Annotated in this window: 15 protein-coding genes and 2 pseudogenes; 12 read left to right on the top strand and 5 right to left on the bottom strand. The window is 69.5% G+C overall.

All coding sequences use genetic code 11. The features are described 5' to 3' along the window. Positions 1-30: 30 nt before the first annotated feature. Positions 31-753, bottom strand: coding sequence for a dienelactone hydrolase family protein (locus D9V36_RS05845; protein WP_129292830.1), 723 nt, complete (start codon positions 751-753; stop codon positions 31-33). 552 nt (positions 754-1,305) lie between these two features. On the opposite strand from D9V36_RS05845, the gene D9V36_RS05835 reads away from it, so the two are divergent. Continuing rightward, positions 1,306-1,785, top strand: coding sequence for an HIT family protein (locus D9V36_RS05835; protein ID WP_129292828.1), 480 nt, complete (start codon positions 1,306-1,308; stop codon positions 1,783-1,785). A 172-nt stretch (positions 1,786-1,957) separates the two neighbouring features. On the opposite strand, the pseudogene D9V36_RS41790 reads toward D9V36_RS05835, so the two are convergent. Together D9V36_RS41790 and D9V36_RS05820 are read right to left on the bottom strand one after the other, a co-directional pair. Next, positions 1,958-2,285: pseudogene (locus D9V36_RS41790) on the bottom strand (hypothetical protein); the annotation flags it as partial. Next, a complete protein-coding gene (locus D9V36_RS05820) occupies positions 2,263-3,408 on the bottom strand; it encodes an FAD-dependent oxidoreductase (RefSeq protein WP_129292826.1) in 1,146 nt (381 codons plus the stop codon). The gene D9V36_RS05820 and the pseudogene D9V36_RS41790, both read right to left, overlap by 23 nt. A gap of 90 nt (positions 3,409-3,498) precedes the next feature. On the opposite strand from D9V36_RS05820, the gene D9V36_RS05815 reads away from it, so the two are divergent. Then, positions 3,499-4,257, top strand: coding sequence for a TetR/AcrR family transcriptional regulator (locus tag D9V36_RS05815; protein ID WP_129292825.1), 759 nt, complete (start codon positions 3,499-3,501; stop codon positions 4,255-4,257). 657 nt (positions 4,258-4,914) lie between these two features. Here the strand turns inward: D9V36_RS05815 and D9V36_RS05805 are convergent. Further along, the gene (locus D9V36_RS05805; RefSeq protein ID WP_129292823.1) at positions 4,915-5,910 is read right to left on the bottom strand and encodes a phospholipase; all 996 of its coding nucleotides are present in this window, start codon (positions 5,908-5,910) and stop codon (positions 4,915-4,917) included. Positions 5,911-6,508: 598 nt separating this feature from the next. Here D9V36_RS05805 and D9V36_RS05795 point away from each other — a divergent pair. The 7 genes and pseudogenes from D9V36_RS05795 to D9V36_RS05765 all read left to right on the top strand — a co-directional run bounded on the left by D9V36_RS05795 (position 6,509) and on the right by D9V36_RS05765 (position 14,499). Beyond that, positions 6,509-7,300 carry a helix-turn-helix transcriptional regulator gene (locus tag D9V36_RS05795; RefSeq protein WP_129292821.1) on the top strand — a complete coding sequence of 264 codons (792 nt, stop codon included), beginning with the start codon at positions 6,509-6,511 and terminating at the stop codon, positions 7,298-7,300. A gap of 221 nt (positions 7,301-7,521) precedes the next feature. After that, positions 7,522-8,757: a 4-hydroxybenzoate 3-monooxygenase gene (locus D9V36_RS05790; RefSeq protein WP_129292820.1), complete on the top strand. Its 1,236-nt coding sequence runs from the start codon at positions 7,522-7,524 to the stop codon at positions 8,755-8,757. Positions 8,758-9,210: 453 nt separating this feature from the next. After that, positions 9,211-9,633 carry a hypothetical protein gene (locus D9V36_RS05785; RefSeq protein ID WP_129292819.1) on the top strand — a complete coding sequence of 141 codons (423 nt, stop codon included), beginning with the start codon at positions 9,211-9,213 and terminating at the stop codon, positions 9,631-9,633. Between the two features lie 682 nt (positions 9,634-10,315). After that, positions 10,316-11,568, top strand: a pseudogene (locus D9V36_RS05780) (sensor histidine kinase). Continuing rightward, positions 11,556-12,218, top strand: a complete 663-nt coding sequence (locus D9V36_RS05775) for a response regulator (RefSeq protein WP_129292818.1) — start codon at positions 11,556-11,558, stop codon at positions 12,216-12,218. Before D9V36_RS05780 ends, D9V36_RS05775 begins: the two are co-directional and overlap by 13 nt. Positions 12,219-12,524: 306 nt before the next feature. Further along, positions 12,525-13,934: a glycosyltransferase 87 family protein gene (locus tag D9V36_RS05770; protein WP_241720720.1), complete on the top strand. Its 1,410-nt coding sequence runs from the start codon at positions 12,525-12,527 to the stop codon at positions 13,932-13,934. A gap of 79 nt (positions 13,935-14,013) precedes the next feature. Beyond that, positions 14,014-14,499, top strand: a complete 486-nt coding sequence (locus D9V36_RS05765) for a hypothetical protein (protein ID WP_241720719.1) — start codon at positions 14,014-14,016, stop codon at positions 14,497-14,499. Between the two features lie 81 nt (positions 14,500-14,580). Here D9V36_RS05765 and D9V36_RS05760 read toward each other — a convergent pair whose 3' ends face one another. Then, complete coding sequence (locus tag D9V36_RS05760) at positions 14,581-15,159, bottom strand: TetR/AcrR family transcriptional regulator (protein WP_129292817.1); 579 nt, start codon at positions 15,157-15,159, stop codon at positions 14,581-14,583. Between the two features lie 372 nt (positions 15,160-15,531). Between D9V36_RS05760 and D9V36_RS05755 the strand changes: the two genes are divergently transcribed. Genes D9V36_RS05755 through D9V36_RS05745 form a run of 3 tightly spaced genes read left to right on the top strand, consistent with a single transcriptional unit; the run spans position 15,532 to position 19,303 of the window. Next, entirely contained in the window at positions 15,532-16,170 is a 639-nt protein-coding gene (locus tag D9V36_RS05755; protein WP_129292816.1) for a (2Fe-2S)-binding protein, read from the top strand. After that, the gene (locus D9V36_RS05750; protein ID WP_129292815.1) at positions 16,167-17,159 is read left to right on the top strand and encodes an FAD binding domain-containing protein; all 993 of its coding nucleotides are present in this window, start codon (positions 16,167-16,169) and stop codon (positions 17,157-17,159) included. Before D9V36_RS05755 ends, D9V36_RS05750 begins: the two co-directional genes overlap by 4 nt. Continuing rightward, positions 17,156-19,303, top strand: coding sequence for a xanthine dehydrogenase family protein molybdopterin-binding subunit (locus D9V36_RS05745; RefSeq protein WP_129292814.1), 2,148 nt, complete (start codon positions 17,156-17,158; stop codon positions 19,301-19,303). Before D9V36_RS05750 ends, D9V36_RS05745 begins: the two co-directional genes overlap by 4 nt. The last annotated feature ends 161 nt before the right edge of the window (positions 19,304-19,464 follow it).

Here is a 19,464-nt window from a genome sequence, read left to right as displayed (position 1 = left end):
CTCATCCCACGTGGTCCTGACGACCCGGCCTCACTTCAGGTGCCGGGCGAGGAACCGGGCCCCGTCGTCCACCTCGAACCACGGGACACCGGCGTGCCCGCCCAGGTTGGCGTGCAACGTCTTCTCCCTGGTGCCGAAGGCGTCGAACAGGTCCAGGGCCGACTGTCGTTCCACCCCTTCGTCGTCCCACTGCAGCAGGAACTGCAGCGGAACGGTGACCTGCCGGGCCTCCTCACGCAGGGCGCCGGGCACGAATCCCCCGGCGAAGAAGACGGCGGCCGAGATGCGCGGCTCAGCCGACGCCAGCCGAATGCCGATGGCGGTCATCCCCTCGTACCCGACCCGGCCGCCGATCTCGGGCAGCGAAAGGAGGGCGTCCAGGGTGGTCCGCCACTCCGGGACCGCCCTTTCGACCAGCGGGACGATGAAGGAGTCGACGATCTCGTCGACCGGCTCGCCGGCTTCCATCGCCCGGCGGAGGTCGGCCCGGGCCTGCTCATCGACGGCGGAACGGGGCCGGTCACCGTGCCCGGGGGCGTCGATGGCGGCCACCGCGAAGCCGTACTCCGCCGCGTAGTGCCGGGCCCGGGCCACCAGCCGCGGGTGCCGCTTGTGCAAGCCGCCGTTGTGGCCGATCAGGATCAGTGGGGCCGGTGCGGATCTGGGCGTCCACAGGACGCCGGGGATCTCGTCGAGGGTGAATTCGCGTTCGAGGACGCCGTCGTCGAGGTGCTGTTCGGAAGTGAATCGCATGGTCGTGCCTTTCGGGAGTGCTCTGAACGGCGCTCCCGGACGACCTGTCGTCCGACCGTGACCCCGGAGGGGAGCACCCATGCCGATACTGCGTTCACGGGTACCACCTCCTCGTTCTCTCGCACGGCCTCCGGAAAAGTAGCAGTGGTCGCCATGGCCGCCAACGGGTTTTTGCGGAGGCTCCGTGGTCGGCCGGATGCCCACGGTTCCTCCAGTCCGTAAGGCCGACTCAGCTGACCATGCCCTGCCTCGTCGCGCTCGCCGAGGACTCGGGCGGATCTGCTGGGAAGACGCAGTGGAAGCGGAGCATGACTCGTGTCCCTGCCTTGTCGGGGGCAGGGACACGGCCGCTGGGCATGTTCAGGTATGTCCGGCCGGCGCTGTCACCGTCTCTCCTCGGAGCCTGATGGCGCGGTGTCCACCTTGGGAGACTTGGTGAGCAGAACGGTCAGCCCACCCAGAATCCCTTTTCCGGACTAAGAAATGGCGGGCGACTGCGATGCTCCGACATCCTCAGATGGGGCTATGGTCGCGGTCGGATAGGTTCTGGCCATGGTTGATGACTGGCGGATGGATCGGATCGGGAGTGCCCTGCGAGGCGAGAATCCGGCAGTTCTGCGGCGCTTGAACGCGGGATTCGCAGCGATCGGCGATGTGCAGTTCCTCCCGGGCTACTCGGTGCTCCTGGTGGACGATCCCAAGGTGGAAAGGCTGTCTGACCTGCCCAGGGACAAGCGGCTGGCCTTCCTGGCCGACATGGACCAACTCGGGGAAGCGGTCGAGCGAGCGTCCCGTCACCTGGATGCGGCGTTCCGACGGGTCAATCTGGAGATCCTGGGCAACGCTGATGGGTTCCTGCATGCGCACGTATGGCCCCGTTTCGAGTGGGAGCCCTCCGACTTGGTGCGACTGCCGGTGTGGCTCTATCCCCGCGACAGGTGGACCGAAGAGCAGTACGCACTCGGACCGCAGCACGACCCGCTGCGCAAGGCGATCGGGGACGAGCTGGACCGACTGCGCTCGGCGAACTAACAGCAGGCAGATCATGAGGCGGCCGTTTTCAGCACGCGGGGAGCTGGGCCTGCCTGTGCTCGATTGTGACGCGGACGGGACCGTCCTGCGTGACTGGCGACCCCGTCCAGATGATCGGGCCAATCCCGAGATCGACCGCGGGCAACTCCGTGCCCTGTTGATCGATGGCATTTCAGGCGACTGCCGAATCTTTGGTGGCCGATGAGAGCTGCGGCGATGCCCCGATGAACCCGATGAACCCGAGGAAGTGCTTGGCCTTGCCTTCGTGGCGACGATGTAGGCGTCGGCAGCCGGCCAACCAGGACACGTTCGCTCGACCACCCAGCGGTGTCGGCCCGGTCGGGTGGAGGCCTCGAGCCCGCGCGGGCGATGGGATGGCGGATGCCACGCTTGCGGAGCTGTCTGCGGAGCCGTCTGAGGGGATGGTCGCAGTCGTAGCCCTTGTCGGCGTGGAGTTGGAGCTTCGCCGGCCGGTGCCTACGCGGGCCGCGGCGGGTGCGGGTCGTCTTCTGAGAACAGGCTGATGACCCCGGCGGGGGCGTTGGCGCCGAAGATGAAGTCGATGGTGCGGTGGGCGGCGGCAGCCGCCTTCTGGCTCCGGGGGAACATTCTGCTCTCGTGGTCGGCGAGGGCCTGCTCGATGTCGTCGGGGTGGGCTGCGATCGCCGTGCCGAGTTCGGCGCCGTCGAGCATCGCGAGATTGGCTCCGTCTCCTCCGGGGACGGTCGCGTGTGCCGCGTCGCCGAGAAGTGTGACGCCGGGGACCCGGTCCCAGCGGTGGTCGTCCGGCAGCTGGTAGACGCTGCGCAGGACGGGTGCGGACTCGCCGTCGGTGATCAGGGCCCGCAGTTCCGGTGCCCAGCCGTCGAACTCTGCCGCGATCCGTGCCGTCGCCGCCGGGGCGTCGGTGAAGTCGATCGCATCGAACCACTCCACAGGACGGTGCAGCACGACGTAGGTGTGGACGACGTCACCGGGTTCACGGTGGGCGAGGAACCCTTTGCCCGGGAGCAGGGCGTACAGGGCGCCGTTCCCGACGAGGCCGGCCACGCGCGGGTGGGCCGTGTCGACGTCGTGAAGGTAGGTGTCGACGTAGCTCATGCCTGAGTACACCGGCCGCTCGTCCGACAGGAGCGCCCGGACCTTGGACCAGACCCCGTCGGCGCCCACGAGGACGTCGGACACGGCCGACGAGCCGTCCACGAACGACACCTGGTGTCGTCCGTCTCCCACGGGGGTCGCCGAGACGAGCTTCTTGTCCCATCGCACCGTGCCGGGCGGCAGTGATGCGAGCAGGATCCGACGGATGTCACCGCGCAGTGTTTCCGGCCGTGCCAGGGAGCCGTCGTCCGGCCGGTCGACGACCACGCGTCCCTGCTCGTTGACGACGCGTCGTGCGCCGCCGCCTCGGTGGATGACCGAGCGGTACTCCTCGGTGAGTTGGGCCATCTCGAGGGCGAGCTGGCCGTCTTCTTCGTGGAGGTCGAGCTGTCCTCCCTGGGTGCGGACGCCTGCGGACTTCTCCGCCTCGTAGACCGTGGCGGGGATGTTGTGGAGGTGCAGGATCCGGGCGAGCGTGAGTCCGCCGAGGCCGGCGCCGACGATCGAGACCGAGGTCGTCACGGTGATTCCTTTCGTGGTGGTTCGCTTCTCACCTTGTGACGAACATTGTTCTATCGGCGATCATTGTTCGTCAACGGGTAGGGTGGCGTCATGGCAGGACGACGGGCAGCGCGTGACGCAATCTCCCGGGACCAGTGGGCGGCGCTGATCTCGGCCAAGAACACCGCCTCGGAAACCGGAGCGCGCCGGGCCGCCGGCCGGGAGAAGACTCCCATCACGGTGGAGCGCATCATCGACGCAGCTCTCCAGGCCGTCGAGGCGGGCGGCTTCGAGGACCTGACGATGCGCATGGTTGCGACGAGGCTCGGGACCGGCCCCGCGTCGTTGTACGCGCACGTGCGCAACAGGGCGGAGCTCGGCGACCTGCTCATCGGCAGGCTGTGCTCCCGGGTCACTCTCCCCGCACCGGACCCCGCATGCTGGCGGGACCAGTTCATGGACGTGTGCGCACAGCTGCGCGATCAGTTTCTGCGCTACCCCGGTATCGCGCAGGCCGCACTCGCCGTGGTGCCCGCCGATCTGGCAGCTCTGCGGGTCGGCGAAGGGATGCTCGCGATCCTGCTCGCCAGTGAGGCGCCCGCCCGACAGGCGGCCTGGGTCAGCGACGCGGCCTTCCTCTACATCACGGGCTACTGCCTGGAGGCATCCGCGGCCCGGCGGCAGAGTGAGGACGCCGACGGCCGTGTGATCGACCGCGCCGAGATCGCGGAGCGGCTCCGGATGCTGCCGCCCGACCTGTTCCCCCATACCGTCGCCCATGCGCGGGAGCTCACCTCGGGTACCGGACACGACCGGTTCGCCTTCACCCTCACCCTGCTGCTGCAGGGGCTGGTCCCGGTACGGCCGTGAACAGTCTCAGGACATCGGTGCAGCGGTTGACGCCTGGGGCGGGAAGCGGGCGGGGAGTGGGCGGTGGATGGCCGTTATGGTGCTGATGCGCGGGGTGTGTAGCCTCACCCGTGCCGGCGGACCATTCCCACCAAGCGGGCAAAGGCGGTTGTGAGCCGGTTGCCCTGGTCGGCTCAGGCCTGCCTCCGTCTGCGGGGAGAGCACTCCGAGTGCTTCTGCTGTGTATGGCCGATCCGCCGTACACAGCAAGCCTCTGACCTGGTCTGCGCGGACCGTCGGTGGATTCTCGCCGTCGGTGCGCCGATGCAGTATGATCATGATGCAACTTCGGCCTTCGGGTCGTAACCGCGCGTCTGTGGTCCAAGGAAAGACGTCCACCAGCCGGTGGGAGATGCAGGTGCAAGGCCTGCCGGGCGCTCTGACAAGGGGCCCTTCCTCATACGGGGAAGGGCCCCTTTGTGATTGGTCGGCCCCCTCGCCGGCCACGGCTCACCTCTGCTCGTGCGGAGAGCGTCCTGGTGCTGTGCGGGCGCTCAGAGCCGGCTCACCTCCGTCCGGCGGTGGGGCCGGTCCTCTGCGCCACGTGCGGAACGGTGGTCCGGGCGGCGATGGCGCGGACAGAAACCAGGGCCGGGCCGGGCGGGGCGGCTCGGGGCGTCAGCTGCCGAAGGGGATGTCCCGGGGGGTGGCCATCCGGCGGGTGTCCGGGTGGGCCTTCACATAGTCCGTGATGTACGAGAGCGACTCCCGCACCGCGCTGTCGTCCGTGCCGCAGCCCTTCGGGCCGCTGACGCCGTCCGGGTAGCACGACGCCCGGTTGCCGTAGATCAGGCTGTCCACGGCGGAACCTCCGTCGGAGGAGTCGAGCAGGGTGGCGGCACGCTCCCCGTCACCCTTGCCCACCGTCCAGCCGACGGTCTGCGCGAGCTCTCCGGCGTCCCGGGCCTTCCTGGCGGCCGCCAGCTCCTCCCGGATGCTGCCGAACTTCAAGGCCATGTTGAACTCGCCCTTGTCCATCACGCGCTGGTTGCCGGGGACGTTCGGCCCGTGCTCGGCGAAGCCGTCCCGGACCTGCGCGTAATCGCCGCTGTAGCTGACCGCCTCCTTGGAGTTCAGGTCAGCGAGGGCGTTCTTCCAGCCGCTGCCGCCCTCCTTGCCGTAGAAGCCGTAGAGCACCCGGATGCCCCTGCTCTCCAGCTTCTGGCGCGCCATGTCCCGCAGCCCCGCCACGGAACACTGGCGCCACTTGGGGTCGTTGCTGTCGCACCAGTCGGGGTTCTTCATGTCCAGCCAGACGAAGGAGGCGTGACGCCCGTGATCATGTTCCTTTGCCACCTGGTCGAACATGTCCGACATGGTGTCCCCGGAGCTGGTGGGAGTGCCGTCGTGGTCGGCCCACCAGCCCTTCTGCCAGGCCGTCGCGTCCATCTCCAGTGCGTTGGCCCCGTTCTTGAGCGCCGTGGTCACCCCGCCCGTGGTCAGCACCCGGTGGGCGATGGCCCAGGTGGGCTGCTGCTCGGTGGTGCCGGGTGCGGCCTTGGAGGGTGAGTCCTCCGAGGCCGCGGCTATTGCTGCTCCGGTGCCCAGGGTGGCTGCGGAGGCGACCAGAGTCAGCGGCAGCAGTATGGCGCGAAGCCGACGTGGGGAGGCCATGAGGACGGTCCTTTCCGTTGCACGGGCTACGCGCGGTGGCAGCCTGTGTGCCGTTCGGTGACTGTCTGCCCTGCAGGCAGACGGCGGGCCAACTGCCCGTCACTGCAGCACTGTACGTTAAGTTACCCATGAGTAGATAGGCTGTGCTCCGTATGCGACGGCCGCTCTGCGTTCGAGGCAAGGGGGCGGAAACTTGTCGGAGTGATCTCGTGCCGGCGGGGTCTTTGCCGGTGTCTGCCTGGAGTTGGCGGGCGGAGTGTCAAACGCCGGGGGAGCGCCACCGGCATGTCGGTGGCACTTCCTGGCGTTGCAGGAACAACTTCCGTCGGACGGTGTTGCGTTGGATCCAGCGTCTGGGGTTGTGTATTGCCTGCCTGCCTGCCTGCCTGCCTGCCTGCCTGCCTGCCTGCCTGCCTGCCTGCCTGCCTGCCTGCCTGCCTGCCTGCCTGCCGGATGACGGGGAGTGTCGGGCCCATGTGCTGTATCGGAGCCTCGACGCGGTGCCCTTGACGCATCGAATGCCCGCCGGATCAGCCGCACTGCTTTCTTCAGGTCGGCCGCTGAACCGGGTGACGCACCACCGGCAGACTGTCTGCCGATGCTGAAGACCCGCCAGCCCTCTCCGGGGCCCTCAGAACCGCAGCCCATGTCCAGCGGCGCCGCGTGGCTGCCGCACGGTCACCACCTCGACCCTCATACCCATGACCAGGGTCAGCTCGTCTACGCGGCCGCCGGGACACTGGCCACCACGACCGAACGCGGAACCTGGGTAGCCCCGGCCAACCGTGTGACGTGGACGCCACCCGGTTTCGCCCACTCCCATCGCTTCTACGGCCGCACCGACGTCCGCCTCCTGACCATCCCGATCGACCTGTGCGGCGAACTCGTGTCGTATCCCAGCGTGTTCGCCGTCAGCCCACTGCTGCGCGAGGCGGTTTTGGTGCTCACCGGCCAGCGGCCCGAAGTGCGCCCCGGGGCCCGTAGACGCCTGCTCGGCGTGGTCATCGACGAGCTCTGTGACACTCCCGAGCAATCGCTGCACCTGCCCGAATCCGAGGACGATCGGCTGCGCACCGTCGCCGACCTCCTGCACGCCGATCCTGCGCGGCCTGCGACGCTGGCCGAGTTGGGGCGTGCTGCGGGAGCGAGCGAACGCACCCTGAGCCGCCTCTTCCGCGCCGAACTCGGCATGAGCTTCCACCAGTGGCGCACCACGCTTCGCATCCACCACGCCCTGGGGCACCTCGCCAACGGTCTGTCGGTCACCGATACAGCGATGGCATGCGGGTGGTCGAATCCCTCCAGCTTCATCGACGCCTTCACCGCGGTCGTCGGCCAGACCCCGGGCAGCTACCAGGCAGATCTGCGCGCCGGCTCCGCGCTTCTGTAGGGGCGGGAGGAGTAACCGGCGGAGCCGTTACCGGCGGGCGCGCGTCGTGTATCGGAGTGTGCCAGGTTGGCGGGTTTCCGGCATTTGCTGTCGATCTACCGGTTGGGTGCCTCTGCGGTCGAGTCTCACAGTGGTGGTCAGTACGCCACATCGTCTCGGCGGCACAGTCGCTCACGCTCAGGCGCGTCCGAACTCGCCGTCTGTGAGGAGCCCGAAAACACATGAACCAAACCGGCAAGGATGCAACCGTCGTGATTGTGGGAGGCGGAGTCGCCGGACTGGCGCTCGGCAACTTCCTTCTGAGCGAGGGGATTTCCTGCATTGTTCTGGAAAGGCACAGTCGTGACTACGTAGAGCGGCGGCAGAGGGCCGGGGCTCTCGACGCCGGCGGGGTCCGCCGGCTGCACGAGTGGGGGCTGGCCGAGGTCGTCGAGGGCCACAGCCATGGTGACTCCGATTCGGGTGTGCCGCTGCTGATCGAGGGAGAAAAGCGGCGGTGGAAGGTGGAGGACGACTCGGAGGATGTCGACGGAGTGTTCTGCCCCCAGCAGGTCCTCGTCCAGAACCTCATCAAGGTCTTCCTCCGCGACGGTGGCGATCTGCGCTTCGGCGCCGAAGACGTTTCCCTGCACGGCATCGACACCGCGAACCCTTTGGTGTGCTACCGGCACTCCGCCGGTTCGACCAAGACCATCAGTGGTGACTTCGTCGCCGGCAGCGACGGTTTCCATGGCGTCAGCCGGACGGCCATCCCCGAGGACATCCTCATCTGTTCCACCCACGAGTTCGGGTACGCCTGGCTCACCGTCATGACCGAGGTGCCTGCGGAACCTCTGGCCGTGCTGGCAGTGCACTCCCGCGGCTTCGCCGCACAGATCACCCGCGGCCCGCACGCCAGTCGTCTCTACCTGCAGTGCCCGCTCACCGACACCATCGAGCAATGGCCGGACGACCGCATCTGGAACGAACTGGACGCCCGCTTCGGCGAGCCGGTATCCCCCAGGGGACCGATCGCCAGTAAGCAGATCGTGCCGCTCCGGGGAGTGGTGTTCAGCCCCATGAGCTACGGCACGCTCTACCTTCTCGGGGACGCGGCACACCTCATCTCACCGATGAGCGCACAGGGGATGAGTCTCGCCCTTCACGACGCCGACGTGCTCGCCCGCGCAGTTGTCCACCAGGTCGAGAACCATGATTCCAGTCTGCTCGACAGCTACTCCGACACCTGCCTGGACCACACATGGCGGCGGCAGGCATCTGCGGTCTGGATGACCGAGACGATGCACGACTCCGGTGACCCTTCCTACGAGGGGGAGTTCCGCAAGCAGATCGCCAGGAAGAACCTGGAAAACTTGCTGGAGCCGGAGCCGGAGCCGGAGCCGGAGCCGAAGCCGGAGCCGGAGCCGGAGCGTGAGCCGGAGTTGGGGCCGCTTGCGGCGAATTACCTGTCCAAGTGATGCGGAGAAGGGTTGATGCGGGTCGCTCGGGGTCAGTTGACTGTGCGGGAGGTATCCCGTCCCACGGGACGCCGGGCCGGGTCGTGATCCCATCGGCTCCGCCGAGAGTCGCGATGACCCTCGGGGCCGGCCCCGCTTGTGCGGGGACCACACGATTCCGAGGTCACGCGCCAGGACGATCTGGGGACCAACCCCGCATGCGCGGGGACCACAACTGGAGGCGGCGGGGAGCGCCGGGTAGCGGGCTGCCCTGAGCACTCCCAAGAAGTCATTTGGCGTCCGTTGTTGGGATCCCCACCTGGTTAGCGGACTATGTCGGGAATTTGTAACGGTGCCGGGCAAGGAGCAACGCGCGGGGCAGTCGGGTCATCTGGACAGTCGGCGAGGCGCACCGGGCGCCTTCGCGAAAGGGCGGGTCTTACCAAGGTGAGGGATCCGCGGGAGGGAAAGTCCATGACCAGGACGAAGAAGACCGGGGGCAAGATGCGGGGCGGCCGTGTGGCGGCGATCGGTGCGCTGGGGCTGGCGTCAGTGGCTCTGGCCGCCGGGCCGGCGTTCGCGAAGGGCAGTGTGGACATCACGGCGCCGAGCTCGGCGCAGGTCGGCAAGACCATCACCGTCAAGGCACACGGCGGCGATGACAGCGCCGGCTTCCTGCACCAGCTGTGCCTGGAGGAGAACGGCTTCGGCGAAGGGTGGCACCAGGAGAATTGCAGCGCCGCGGTCGCGGGCGACGCGCAGGTCACTGCACACGGCACGTCCGCGCGCCGCGGCGACCTGCAGTTCCGTGCGGTGCTGTACGGCCTGACCAGCCCGCATGACCAGCACCCCGTGCGCCTGCACGCCTCTGACGTGGTGACGGTGCACGTCCGCTGAGCCGGCAGCGCGGCCGTGGACAGCCGGCAGGACCGCTGTCCACGGCCGCGCACCGAGTCGCCTTTCGGGAGAGTGCCCGGTACCCAGGGTGCCGGGGCACAGTGCCTGCCGTGCAGGAGCAGGCCCAGATGGCCGGCCTCCCCCCGTCGGAGGCTTTGGGCGGGGCTTGGCTTCCCGTAGGGCGGTGCTCTCACGTCGCGTTCCGGAGGCTGAAGTCTGTAGCACCGATGCTGCTCGAAGCAGCTCCAGTTCGGCGGCTGCGCGTAGAAGCGGCAGGCCCGGCATCCGGCATCCGGCATCCAGCGTCCGACACCTGACTGGGACTCATGTCGACCTGTCGATGACCCAGTTCGCTCAGGGGCGGCCACTGCGCGACGGACGACTTCTCCGCACGGTCGTCAAGCAGGAGAACCCACGGTGACAGCCACGAGGGTGAGCGTCCCCCCGACAACGCCGTCCGGTGCAACTGGCCTTGACAGACGCGGAGTAGGCCCTTGCGATGTCAACGCAGCGCCGGATGCCGGGACTAAAATTGTCGGAGATCACGCGGTGCGGGGCACAGCAGGAGGCCACATACATGTCAGGGCAGCCGGGCGGGGACCGGTCAACGCCCGCGACGCAAGCGCCGGAGCCCTCGGCAGAAGAAGCGGGGGAGGCCCGGAGCGTCGCCGTATGGGAGGCGATGAAGCAGCCCCCGCTGCGCTTTCTCACCTCAGGCTGGCCCGTGCGCTGCTGGGCCTTTGCGGCCGGCGGTGTGGTGCTCGGCCTGACCGTGCTGCTCGGCCTGGCCGCACTTCTCTTCTTCGGGGTGCTGTTATCGGTCGTTGGTGTGGGACTGGTGGTGCTGGCGGCCATCGCGGTGTTCGGTCTCCCCGTCGCGAAAGTGGAGCGCAGACGTCTGCGGCTGGTGGAGCCGGTGCCGCCGCCGGACCCGCACGGCTCCTTGGCGGGGGCCGGAGTCCGGGGATGGCTGCGCACCCGGCTGAGAGAAGGCGCAACGTGGCGTGAACTCGGCTACGCCGTCATCCTGGCGGTCTTCTTCACCGGAGCGAATGCCGGATTCGTGGCGCTGCTGGGGCTGTCGGGCATCTTGCTGGCGACACCGGTCGTGGTCTGGGCGCTCGCCCCCGAAACCGTGATGATCATTCCCGGTCACGCGATTCCCGGTCCGTCGGCCGCACTGCCGTTCTGCGCCCTGGGACTGCTCGGCCTGGTGCTGTGCGCGTATGTGGCGGGCCTGCTCGCCGTGGCGCAGGTCAAGGTGGCCTTCTTCCTGCTGTCCCCGCGCGAGGAGCAGGCCCGCAGCCGGGTCATCGAACTCACCCGCTCCCGTATCCGGCTGGCCGATGCCTTCGAGGCCGAGCGGCGCCGGATCGAACGTGATCTGCACGACGGCGCCCAGCAGCAACTGGTCGCGCTCACCATGACGTTGGGGCTGGCGCGGATGGAAATGGGGGAGAGCGCTTCCCGGCCGCCGAGCTCGTCACCCGGGCTCATGGCGAGGCGCGTCAGGCGCTGGACGAGCTGCGCAGGCTCGTTCGCGGCATCCACCCGCAGGTACTGACCGACCACGGGCTCGCCGACGCGGTGGCGGAGGTGGCGCAGGGCCACCCCCTGCCCGTCACGGTTGACTTCGACCTGCCGCACCGGCTGCCCGGCCCGGTGGAGACGACGGCGTACTTCACCGTAACGGAGGCGCTGACCAATGCGGCCAAGCACAGCGGCGCGACCCGGGTCGCGGTCGTCGGCAGGTACACGAACGACCGGCTGATCCTGGTGATCACCGATGACGGACACGGCGGTGCGGACCCCGCATTGGGGACCGGCCTGTCAGGATTGGCGGATCGTATGGCGATTCTCAAGGGCAGGCTGGTGGTGTCCAGTCCCCAAGGCGGCCCGACCCAACTTCGCGTGGAGGTGCCGTGCTCCGGATAGTGCTGGCCGAGGACGCCGTGTTGCTGCGCGCCGGACTCGTCGAGTTGATCACGCGCAGCGGCCACGAGGTGGTCGCTGCCGTCGGTGACGCCGAAGCACTGGCCCGCGCAGTCGACGAGCAGCGCCCGGACATCGTGATCACCGATGTCCGGATGCCACCCGGCTTCCGTGACGAAGGGCTCAAGGCCGCCCTGGAGCTGCGCGCCCGCCATGACCAGCTGCCGGTCCTGGTGCTCTCCCAGTACGTCGCCACCGCCTACGCCACACAGCTGCTCAGCGGGGACGGCCGGGGAGCCGCCGGGCTGGGGTATCTGCTCAAGGACAGGGTGGGGGAGGTCTCCGAGTTCCTGGACACCCTGAGCCGGGTCGCGGACGGCCAGACCGTCATCGACCCCGAGGTGGTACGCGTACTGCTCACCCAGCAGACGGCGAGTCAGCCGCTGCGCCGGCTCACCCCGCGCGAGCGTGAGGTCCTGGCGCTGATGGCGGAGGGCCTGAACAACCAGCTGATCGCCCGGCGGCTGAGCGCGACCGAGGCTTCCGTGGTCAAGCACTCCAGCAACATCTTCATGAAGCTGAATCTCGGTCCTGCCGACGGCAATCGGCGAGTGCTTGCGGTGCTCGCCCATCTGCGGGGCGAGTCGCCCTGAGCCCGGGGTGCAGCCGCGCGTCAGGCCGGCCAGCCTGCCGCGGGGCACCGTACCCATCAGGGCTCGGCGACCCGCCGTTCGAGGAGGTGTCCCTCGGCGTCGACGGCGAACCAGTGGTTGCCGACCCCCGTGCCGTTGCGCCGCACCTTGCGCGACGATGACAAGCACTGGCGGATGCGGGATGCCGTACCGGGTGCGCATCCCGGTTCACGGGCCCCGGGGACGGATGGCGGTAGGGGAAACCCGACCAGGAAGTGTCGACCTGGCTCTGAGGACCTTGGCGGCCCCTTCGGCTGCAATGGCACGGTGAGATTCCGTCGAGTCGAAAACACGGTCGTGGACGCGGGCACCGAACCCACGGCCAGGTCCGTCCCCTGGTGGGACCGCAAGGAGACCTGGACCGCAGGGTGGCTGCTCGCAGCCCTGTGGGCCGGCACCTTTCCGGTGGTCTCCTCGCTCGATACGCACCGGTTGTGGGGAGCGAGCGCGGCGCTGGGGTACGCGGCCGCGGCGGCCGTGTCGTACGGGCTTCCCGGAGCACGGGGCCAACGGGCGGCGGTGAGCGTCGCCTTGGCCGGTGCGGTGGTGTTGCCGCTGCTCTTTCTCGTACTGACGGGGCAGGCACAGAGCGAGGTCGAGGTGATCGAGCGCTCCGGCCGATTACTGCTGGAACAGGGAACCCCGTACCTCCCGCACCCGGACAAGGTCTCGGACTACACGCCGTATCTCCCCGCCATGGCACTGCTCGGCATCCCGAGAGTGTTGTTCGGCGACCACAGTGGGGCGGCGAGACTGCTCGGCGACGCCCGGATCTGGTGCGCGGCGGTGTTTCTCCTCGGCCTGCACGGGGGGCACCTGATACTCCGCCGGTCGGGATCCCCGGCCGCTGGTGTGCGCCGGCACGAGCGGGCACCGTACGGAACGGGTGTGGCGGTGCTGATCGCCTCTCCCGTGGTGGCCCTGCCGCTGTGCGTCAGCGGAGTGGATCTGCCGCTGACCGGCCTGTGCTGTGTCGCACTGGCCCTGGCGGCCCGCGGGCGTCCGGTGGCGGCGGGTGTGGCACTCGCCGTGGCGTGCTCCCTCAAGTGGACCGCTTGGCCGGCGATCGCGGTGGCCGTGGCCCTGCTCGTCTGCGTGGCGGGCCGTCGGGCGGCCGTACGGTGCACGGGCACCGCGGTGGCGGGTGCGGCCCTGCTGATCGTGCCCAGTGCGCTGCTCTCCTGCGCTGCCATGGTCGAACAGGTACTGGCCTTCCCCACCGGACGCGGCGACCTGCAGACCCCGGCCGCCAGCCCGCTGCCCGGCCGGCTGCTGGCCGACCTGGGGACGGCCGGCTGGTTCGCGGCCGTCGGGCTGCTGGTGTGCGGGGCGTTCACGGTCGCCGTGTCCCTCGTACTGCGGCCGCCCGCTCAACTGCGGGCCGCGGCCGACCGGCTCGCGATCGGCCTGTGCGTGGCGTTCGCCCTGGCACCCGCCGGACGCTTCGGCTATCTCGCGCTGCCCCTTGTGCTGATGGGGTGGGCCAGGCTGTCCGACGGTCCCCGGCAGCCGGTGCCCGGCCTGCCGGTGCGCGACGCAGAGCCCGAGCCCGCCCCCTTGGCCGGCCCGTCCCGACCCCCGTGCGCCGCGTCCCGAACCCCGTGCGCCGCGTCCCGACCCCCGTGCGCCGCGTCCCGAAGTCCGTACGCCTCCGTCGGCGCGGGAGGAGACCGATGATCGCATGCCGTGCCGCACCAGGCGCGTCGGGCGTGGAGTGACGGTCCGGCCGGTGAGATAGGCGACGGGCTGACCACGGTTGAGGAGGAGGCCGGTCGATGTCCGGTCCGGCCCAGATTTCGGGCACGATTCCCTTCGCGAGGAGCTCTCCCCGGACAACTACCTCGACTTCGAGGGCGGCCTGCGCTTCGTCCTGGCCGCGGCTTGGCTGTTCTGCCCCGAGACGGTCGACTACCGCGGCTGCGTATTCCTCAAGGAGAACTTCAGCCAGGGCGTTGTCGACGACTGGTTCACGGAGCTGGAGGGCGATCGGTGCCGTATCGAACTCGTCGTGAATCACGTCGAGTTGTGGGCTGTGTTCTGCAATTCCACCTTGACGGACAGTGATCAGCTCGGGGAGGAACTGCCTCAACTCGCGCTAGCTCTGGGGGAGTGCTGGCAGGGAGTCCTGTCCGCGCGCCACTCCGACCGGGAGATTACCGTCGAGGTGAGGGATGAGGAGGACGGCTCCTATGGGCCGACCGTGACCTTCTGGACATCCCCGGCCGTCCCGGCCCTCGGGTAATGCGGTCTCGGCTGCGGGCACCCGGTCGGCGGGGATGCTGAACTCCGCCGTACAGAGAGGGGCTGCCCTGCCGAAGCGTGGTCACGTGCCGGGCGCGCCGGCTCGCAGGCCGTCCATGACCAGGTCCAGGAGTCGTTCGGCGCGCGACTGCGAGTCGCCGTGGGGGGCGATCTGCCAGAGGCCGGCGATGGCGAGCATGAAGTCGTCGGGGGTCACTCCTGGCCGGATGGTTCCGGCCTCCTCGTTCGCCTGCAGCAGGAGGGTGACGGCCGCGGTGACGGGGCCGTGCCCCAGGCCGGCCAGGGCGTTCTGCTTGCTGGTGGCCCTGCGCATCGCGTCGGCCAGGCCGGCCTTGGCCATGGCGTACTGGGCGAGGCGGTCCATCCACTCCCGCAGGGCCCGGTCGGGCGTGCGGGTCTCCAGCAACTGGGCCGCGGTGTCGGCGACCTGCTGGACTTCGTAGCGGTAGACCTCCAGGACCAGCGACTCGCGGTTGGGGAAGTGGCGGTAGAAGGTTCCCTGCCCGACGCAGGCTTTCTTCGCGATGGAACTCAGCGGCGCATCGGCCGACTGTGTCAGCTCCTCCAGTGCGACTTCCAGGATGCGCTCGCGATTCCGTTGCGCGTCCGAGCGCAGGGGCGTGTCCTTTTTCTGCTGCACTCGTCCTCCTTCCGGAAATCAGCGAGGGCCGGCCTTGCTAACCGGACAGTTGTCCGGTACGTTGTGAGGGTAATGGACAGTTGTCCGCTTAGGTCCACCATAGCGGCAGATACGGCCGGTGTGGACGACCGGTGGCCACTGTGACCTGCCTACCGTCCAGCGCCTTCGCCGTCGGCGCTCCGAGCCGGCGCCGCCACGCACCCTGCCGCCTCCTTCCTCCACCCTCTTCCGAACTGTCCCCGGGATCCTCCGTCATCCGGTACCCCCGCTCTCAAGGGACAGGGACCGCCCGGCCTCCGGGCCGGCCACGTCGGCATCAGGGCCCACGCCCCGACGCCCACCGCGCCTCCCATACGCGAAAGAAGGCTGAACATGGCCCTATCGACGTCCAGCGCCATCACCCTGAACATCAACGGCGAGAAACACACGCTGCCCGTCGACCACCGCACCACTCTCCTCGACGCACTGCGCGAACGCCTGGATCTGACAGGTACCAAGAAGGGCTGTGACCACGGCCAGTGCGGGGCTTGTACGGTGCTGCTCGACGGGCGCCGGGCGGTCGCGTGCCTGCAGCTCGCGGTGGCCGCCGAGGGGCGCGTGATCACCACCATCGAGGGCGTGGCGGAGGGCGAGCGACTGCACCCGGTGCAGCAGGCCTTCCTCGATCTGGACGGCTACCAGTGCGGCTACTGCACCCCGGGCCAGATCTGCTCGGCGATCGCGGTGATCGAGGAGCATGCGGCGGGCTGGCCGAGTGCCGTGAGCGCGGACGTACGGCCCGAGGCGGGAGTACCGCCGCTCACCGACGAGGAGATCCGGGAGCGGATGAGCGGCAACCTGTGCCGCTGTGGCGCCTATGTATCGATCGTGCGGGCGGTCGCGCAGGCGGCGCAGGCCGGTGCGGCGCCTGCCCCACCCGGGCCGCGGCAGGAGGGCGGCCTCTCTGCGACTGCCGGAACGGACGATGCGGACGGCGTGGACGACGCGGACGACGCTGAGGTGACGGCATGAGGGAATTCGGCTATCAGCGCGTGTTCGACGTCCCCGGCGCGGTCGCCCTGCTCGGCTCCGTTCCCGAGGCACGCGCGCTCGGTGGCGGCACCAATCTCGTCGACCTGATGAAGGCCGGGGTGGAACGGCCCGCGCTGCTCATCGACGTACGGAAACTCCCCCTCGACCGGATCGAGATCGAGGCCGGCGGCGGTCTGCACATCGGCGCGACCGTCACCAACAGTGCGCTCGCCGCCCATCCCGAAGTGCGGCGCCGCTACCCGGCATTGGCGCAGGCCGTCCTGTCCGGTGCCTCGGGCCAGCTGCGCAATATGGCCACGGTCGGCGGGAATCTTCTCCAGCGCACCCGCTGCGGCTACTTCACCGATGCGACCCAACCGTGCAACAAGCGCGACCCCGGCAGCGGCTGTCCCGCCATCGAGGGCGAACACCACAACCACGCGATCCTGGGCGCCTCAGCGCACTGCGTGGCCATCCACCCGTCGGACATGGGGGTGGCCCTCGCCGCCTTCGATGCCGTCGTCCGGTACGAAACGGGTGACGGACCGGCCGAGTTGCCGCTGGCGGAGTTCTACCGCCCCGTGGGCGCGACCCCGCACCTGGAGACGGCGCTGCCCCCGGGTGCGCTGATCACCGGTATCACCCTGCCGCCGGCCCCCGTTGCCGCCGTCTCCCGCTATCGGAAGGTGCGCGAGCGTGCGTCGTACGCGTTCGCCATCGGCTCGATCGCCGCCGCCCTCGACGTCCGGGACGGAGCCGTCCACGAGGTCCGCCTCGCCTTCGGGGCGGTGGCGTCCCAGCCGTGGCGGGCCCGGGAAGCCGAGCGGGTACTGACCGGGGGACCGGCGAGCGCCGAGGCCTTCGCCGCCGCCGCGGATGCCGAACTCTCAGCTGCCCGGCCGCTGCCCCACAACGGATACAAGGTGACCCTGATGCGCAACCTCGTCGTGGCCGTGCTGTCCGAACTCGCCGAGGAGGCCGCCCGATGACCACGACGACGGAAAGCCCCGCGGTGACGCCGGCCTCCGGCACCGCCCACACCCGTCTGGAGGGCCGGGACAAGGTCACCGGGACGGCACGCTACGCGGGTGAGATCCCCTTCGCCGAACTCGCCTACGGCTGGCTGGTGTTGTCCACCATCGCCCGCGGGCGTATCCGTTCCCTGGAGTCCGGCCCCGTACTCGCCATGCCCGGTGTCCTCGCCGTCCTGCACCACGGCAACGCCCCACGGCTCAACGGTGACTACACCAATGGCTTCGGGATGGCCGAGCCGATCCTTCAGGTCTTCCAGCACGACCGGGTGCCGCACGTCGGCTGGCCGGTCGCGCTGGTCGTCGCCGAAACCTCTGAGCAGGCCAGGGAGGCCGCCGAATCGCTGGTGGTCCACTACGACGAGGAACCGCACGACATCGCCTTCTTCCCCGGACGCCCGGGGGTGCGCACACCGGATGGTTCCCCCGGCTCGCCGACGGAGACGCAGAAGGGGGACCTGGCGGCCGAGCTCGCCGCGTCCTTCGCGGTCGTGGACGCCGAATACACCACACCGGAAGAGCACCACAGCCCGCTGGAGCCGCATGCGGCGATGGCGCGCTGGGACAGCGGCCGGCTCGAAGTCGTCGACTCCAACCAGGGCAGCCGGTTCGTCTCGGAGGAGCTGGCGAAGCTGTTCTCGCTCGACCCGGCCTCGGTGCGGGTGCGGTCCGAGCACGTCGGCGGTGCCTTCGGGGCCAAGGCGACCCGCCCGCATGTGGTGCTCGCCGCCATGGCGGCCACCGTTCTCCACCGCCCCGTCCGGGTCGTACTGACCCGACGGCAGATGTTCTCCGTCATCGGCTACCGAAGCCCCACGGTGCAGCGGGTCAGACTCGGCGCCGACGTCGACGGGCGGCTGCGCGCCTTCGACCACCAGGCGCAGTGCCTCACCTCGACCGTCCATGAGTTCGTCGAGCGGAGCGCGCAGTTCGGACGGGTGCTGTATGACGCGGATGCGCACCACACCGTCGACCGCGTCGTCCCGCTCGATGTGCCGACACCGAGCTGGATGCGTGCGCCGGGCAAGGCCCCGGGCTCGTTCGCCCTGGAGTCCGCGCTCGACGAGCTCGCCGAGAAGTGCGGTATGGACCCGATCGCGCTGCGGGCACGCAACGAACCAGAGGTGGGACCGCTCTCCGGTCTGCCGTTCGGCAGCCGCAATCTGCTCGCCTGTTTCCAGGAGGGCGCCGCGCGCTTCGGCTGGGCGGACCGGGACCCGCGTCCCGGCATCCGCCGCGAAGGGCGCTGGCTGCTGGGCACCGGCACGGCCGCGTCCACCTTCCCCTCGGCGGCAGCCCCGTCCACGGCGGCCGTGACGGCCGAGGCGGACGGCACGTTCACCGTTCGGATCACCGCGGCGGACGTCGGGACCGGCGCACGCACCGCGCTGGCCCTGATCGCCGCGGACGCGCTGGGGGTGGAACCGGCGCGCATCCGTATGAAGATCGCGGACAGTGACTTCGGCCCCGCGATGGTCGCCGGCGGCTCGATGGGTACCCGCTCCTGGGGCTGGGCCATCACGGCCGCGGTGCGCGAGCTGAAGGAACAGCTGGCCGCGGGCGGGGACATCCCGCCGCAAGGGATCACGGCACGGGCGGACACCGGCGAGGCCATCGGCGCGCTGGCGAAGAAGGAACGGCACTCCTACGGGGCGCAGTTCGCCGAGGTCGCGGTGGACGTGACCAGCGGGGAGGTACGCGTACGACGGATGCTCGGCATCTTCGCCGCGGGCCGGATCATCAATCCGCTCACCGCGCGCAGTCAGTTCACCGGAGGTATGACCTGGGGCCTTTCCATGGCGCTGCACGAGGAGGCGGTCAGGGATCCGGCGTCGGGTGGCCATGTCGGCGCCGACCTCGCGGGCTACCACTTCGCCGCGCACGCCGATGTACCGCTCATCGAAGCGGACTGGGTGGACGACCCGGACGAGGACGACCCGGTCGGGATCAAGGGCATCGGTGAGATCGGGATCGTGGGAGCCGCGGCGGCCATCGCCAACGCGGTCTGGCACGCGACCGGTATACGTCACCGGAACCTGCCGATCCGTCCGGACCGTGTCCTGCTGGCGGGAGCCGGGATCGGGAACAGCGGAACCGGCTGAGACCTCAGGGGCGTCCGGGTCCGGCTCCTGCCCTGCCCCGGCGTCCGGGCTCGGCTCCTGTCCTGCACGGGCGTCCGGGGGCGAGTCCCGTTCCGTACGGGCGTCCGGGCTGGGTTCCGTCGCACATGGACGTCCGGGCTCGATGAGGTCTGCTCTGCAAC

Source organism: Streptomyces lydicus, from assembly GCF_004125265.1.
Classification (GTDB): Bacteria; Actinomycetota; Actinomycetes; order Streptomycetales; family Streptomycetaceae; genus Streptomyces; species Streptomyces lydicus_C.
Note: the sequence above shows the minus strand (reverse complement) of the source record. Positions and strands in the feature narration are given on the sequence as shown.

Bases quoted from the DNA above. Each gene is read 5' to 3' on its own strand.
- D9V36_RS05815 (WP_129292825.1), top strand. From the start codon at position 3,499: ATGGCAGGACGACGGGCAGCGCGTGACGCAATCTCCCGGGACCAGTGG.
- D9V36_RS05745 (WP_129292814.1), top strand. From the start codon at position 17,156: ATGACCACGACGACGGAAAGCCCCGCGGTGACGCCGGCCTCCGGCACC.
- D9V36_RS05845 (WP_129292830.1), bottom strand. From the start codon at position 753: ATGCGATTCACTTCCGAACAGCACCTCGACGACGGCGTCCTCGAACGC.
- D9V36_RS05790 (WP_129292820.1), top strand. From the start codon at position 7,522: ATGAACCAAACCGGCAAGGATGCAACCGTCGTGATTGTGGGAGGCGGA.
- D9V36_RS05835 (WP_129292828.1), top strand. From the start codon at position 1,306: ATGGTTGATGACTGGCGGATGGATCGGATCGGGAGTGCCCTGCGAGGC.
- D9V36_RS05750 (WP_129292815.1), top strand. From the start codon at position 16,167: ATGAGGGAATTCGGCTATCAGCGCGTGTTCGACGTCCCCGGCGCGGTC.
- D9V36_RS05755 (WP_129292816.1), top strand. From the start codon at position 15,532: ATGGCCCTATCGACGTCCAGCGCCATCACCCTGAACATCAACGGCGAG.
- D9V36_RS05795 (WP_129292821.1), top strand. From the start codon at position 6,509: ATGCTGAAGACCCGCCAGCCCTCTCCGGGGCCCTCAGAACCGCAGCCC.
- D9V36_RS05805 (WP_129292823.1), bottom strand. From the start codon at position 5,910: ATGGCCTCCCCACGTCGGCTTCGCGCCATACTGCTGCCGCTGACTCTG.
- D9V36_RS05785 (WP_129292819.1), top strand. From the start codon at position 9,211: ATGACCAGGACGAAGAAGACCGGGGGCAAGATGCGGGGCGGCCGTGTG.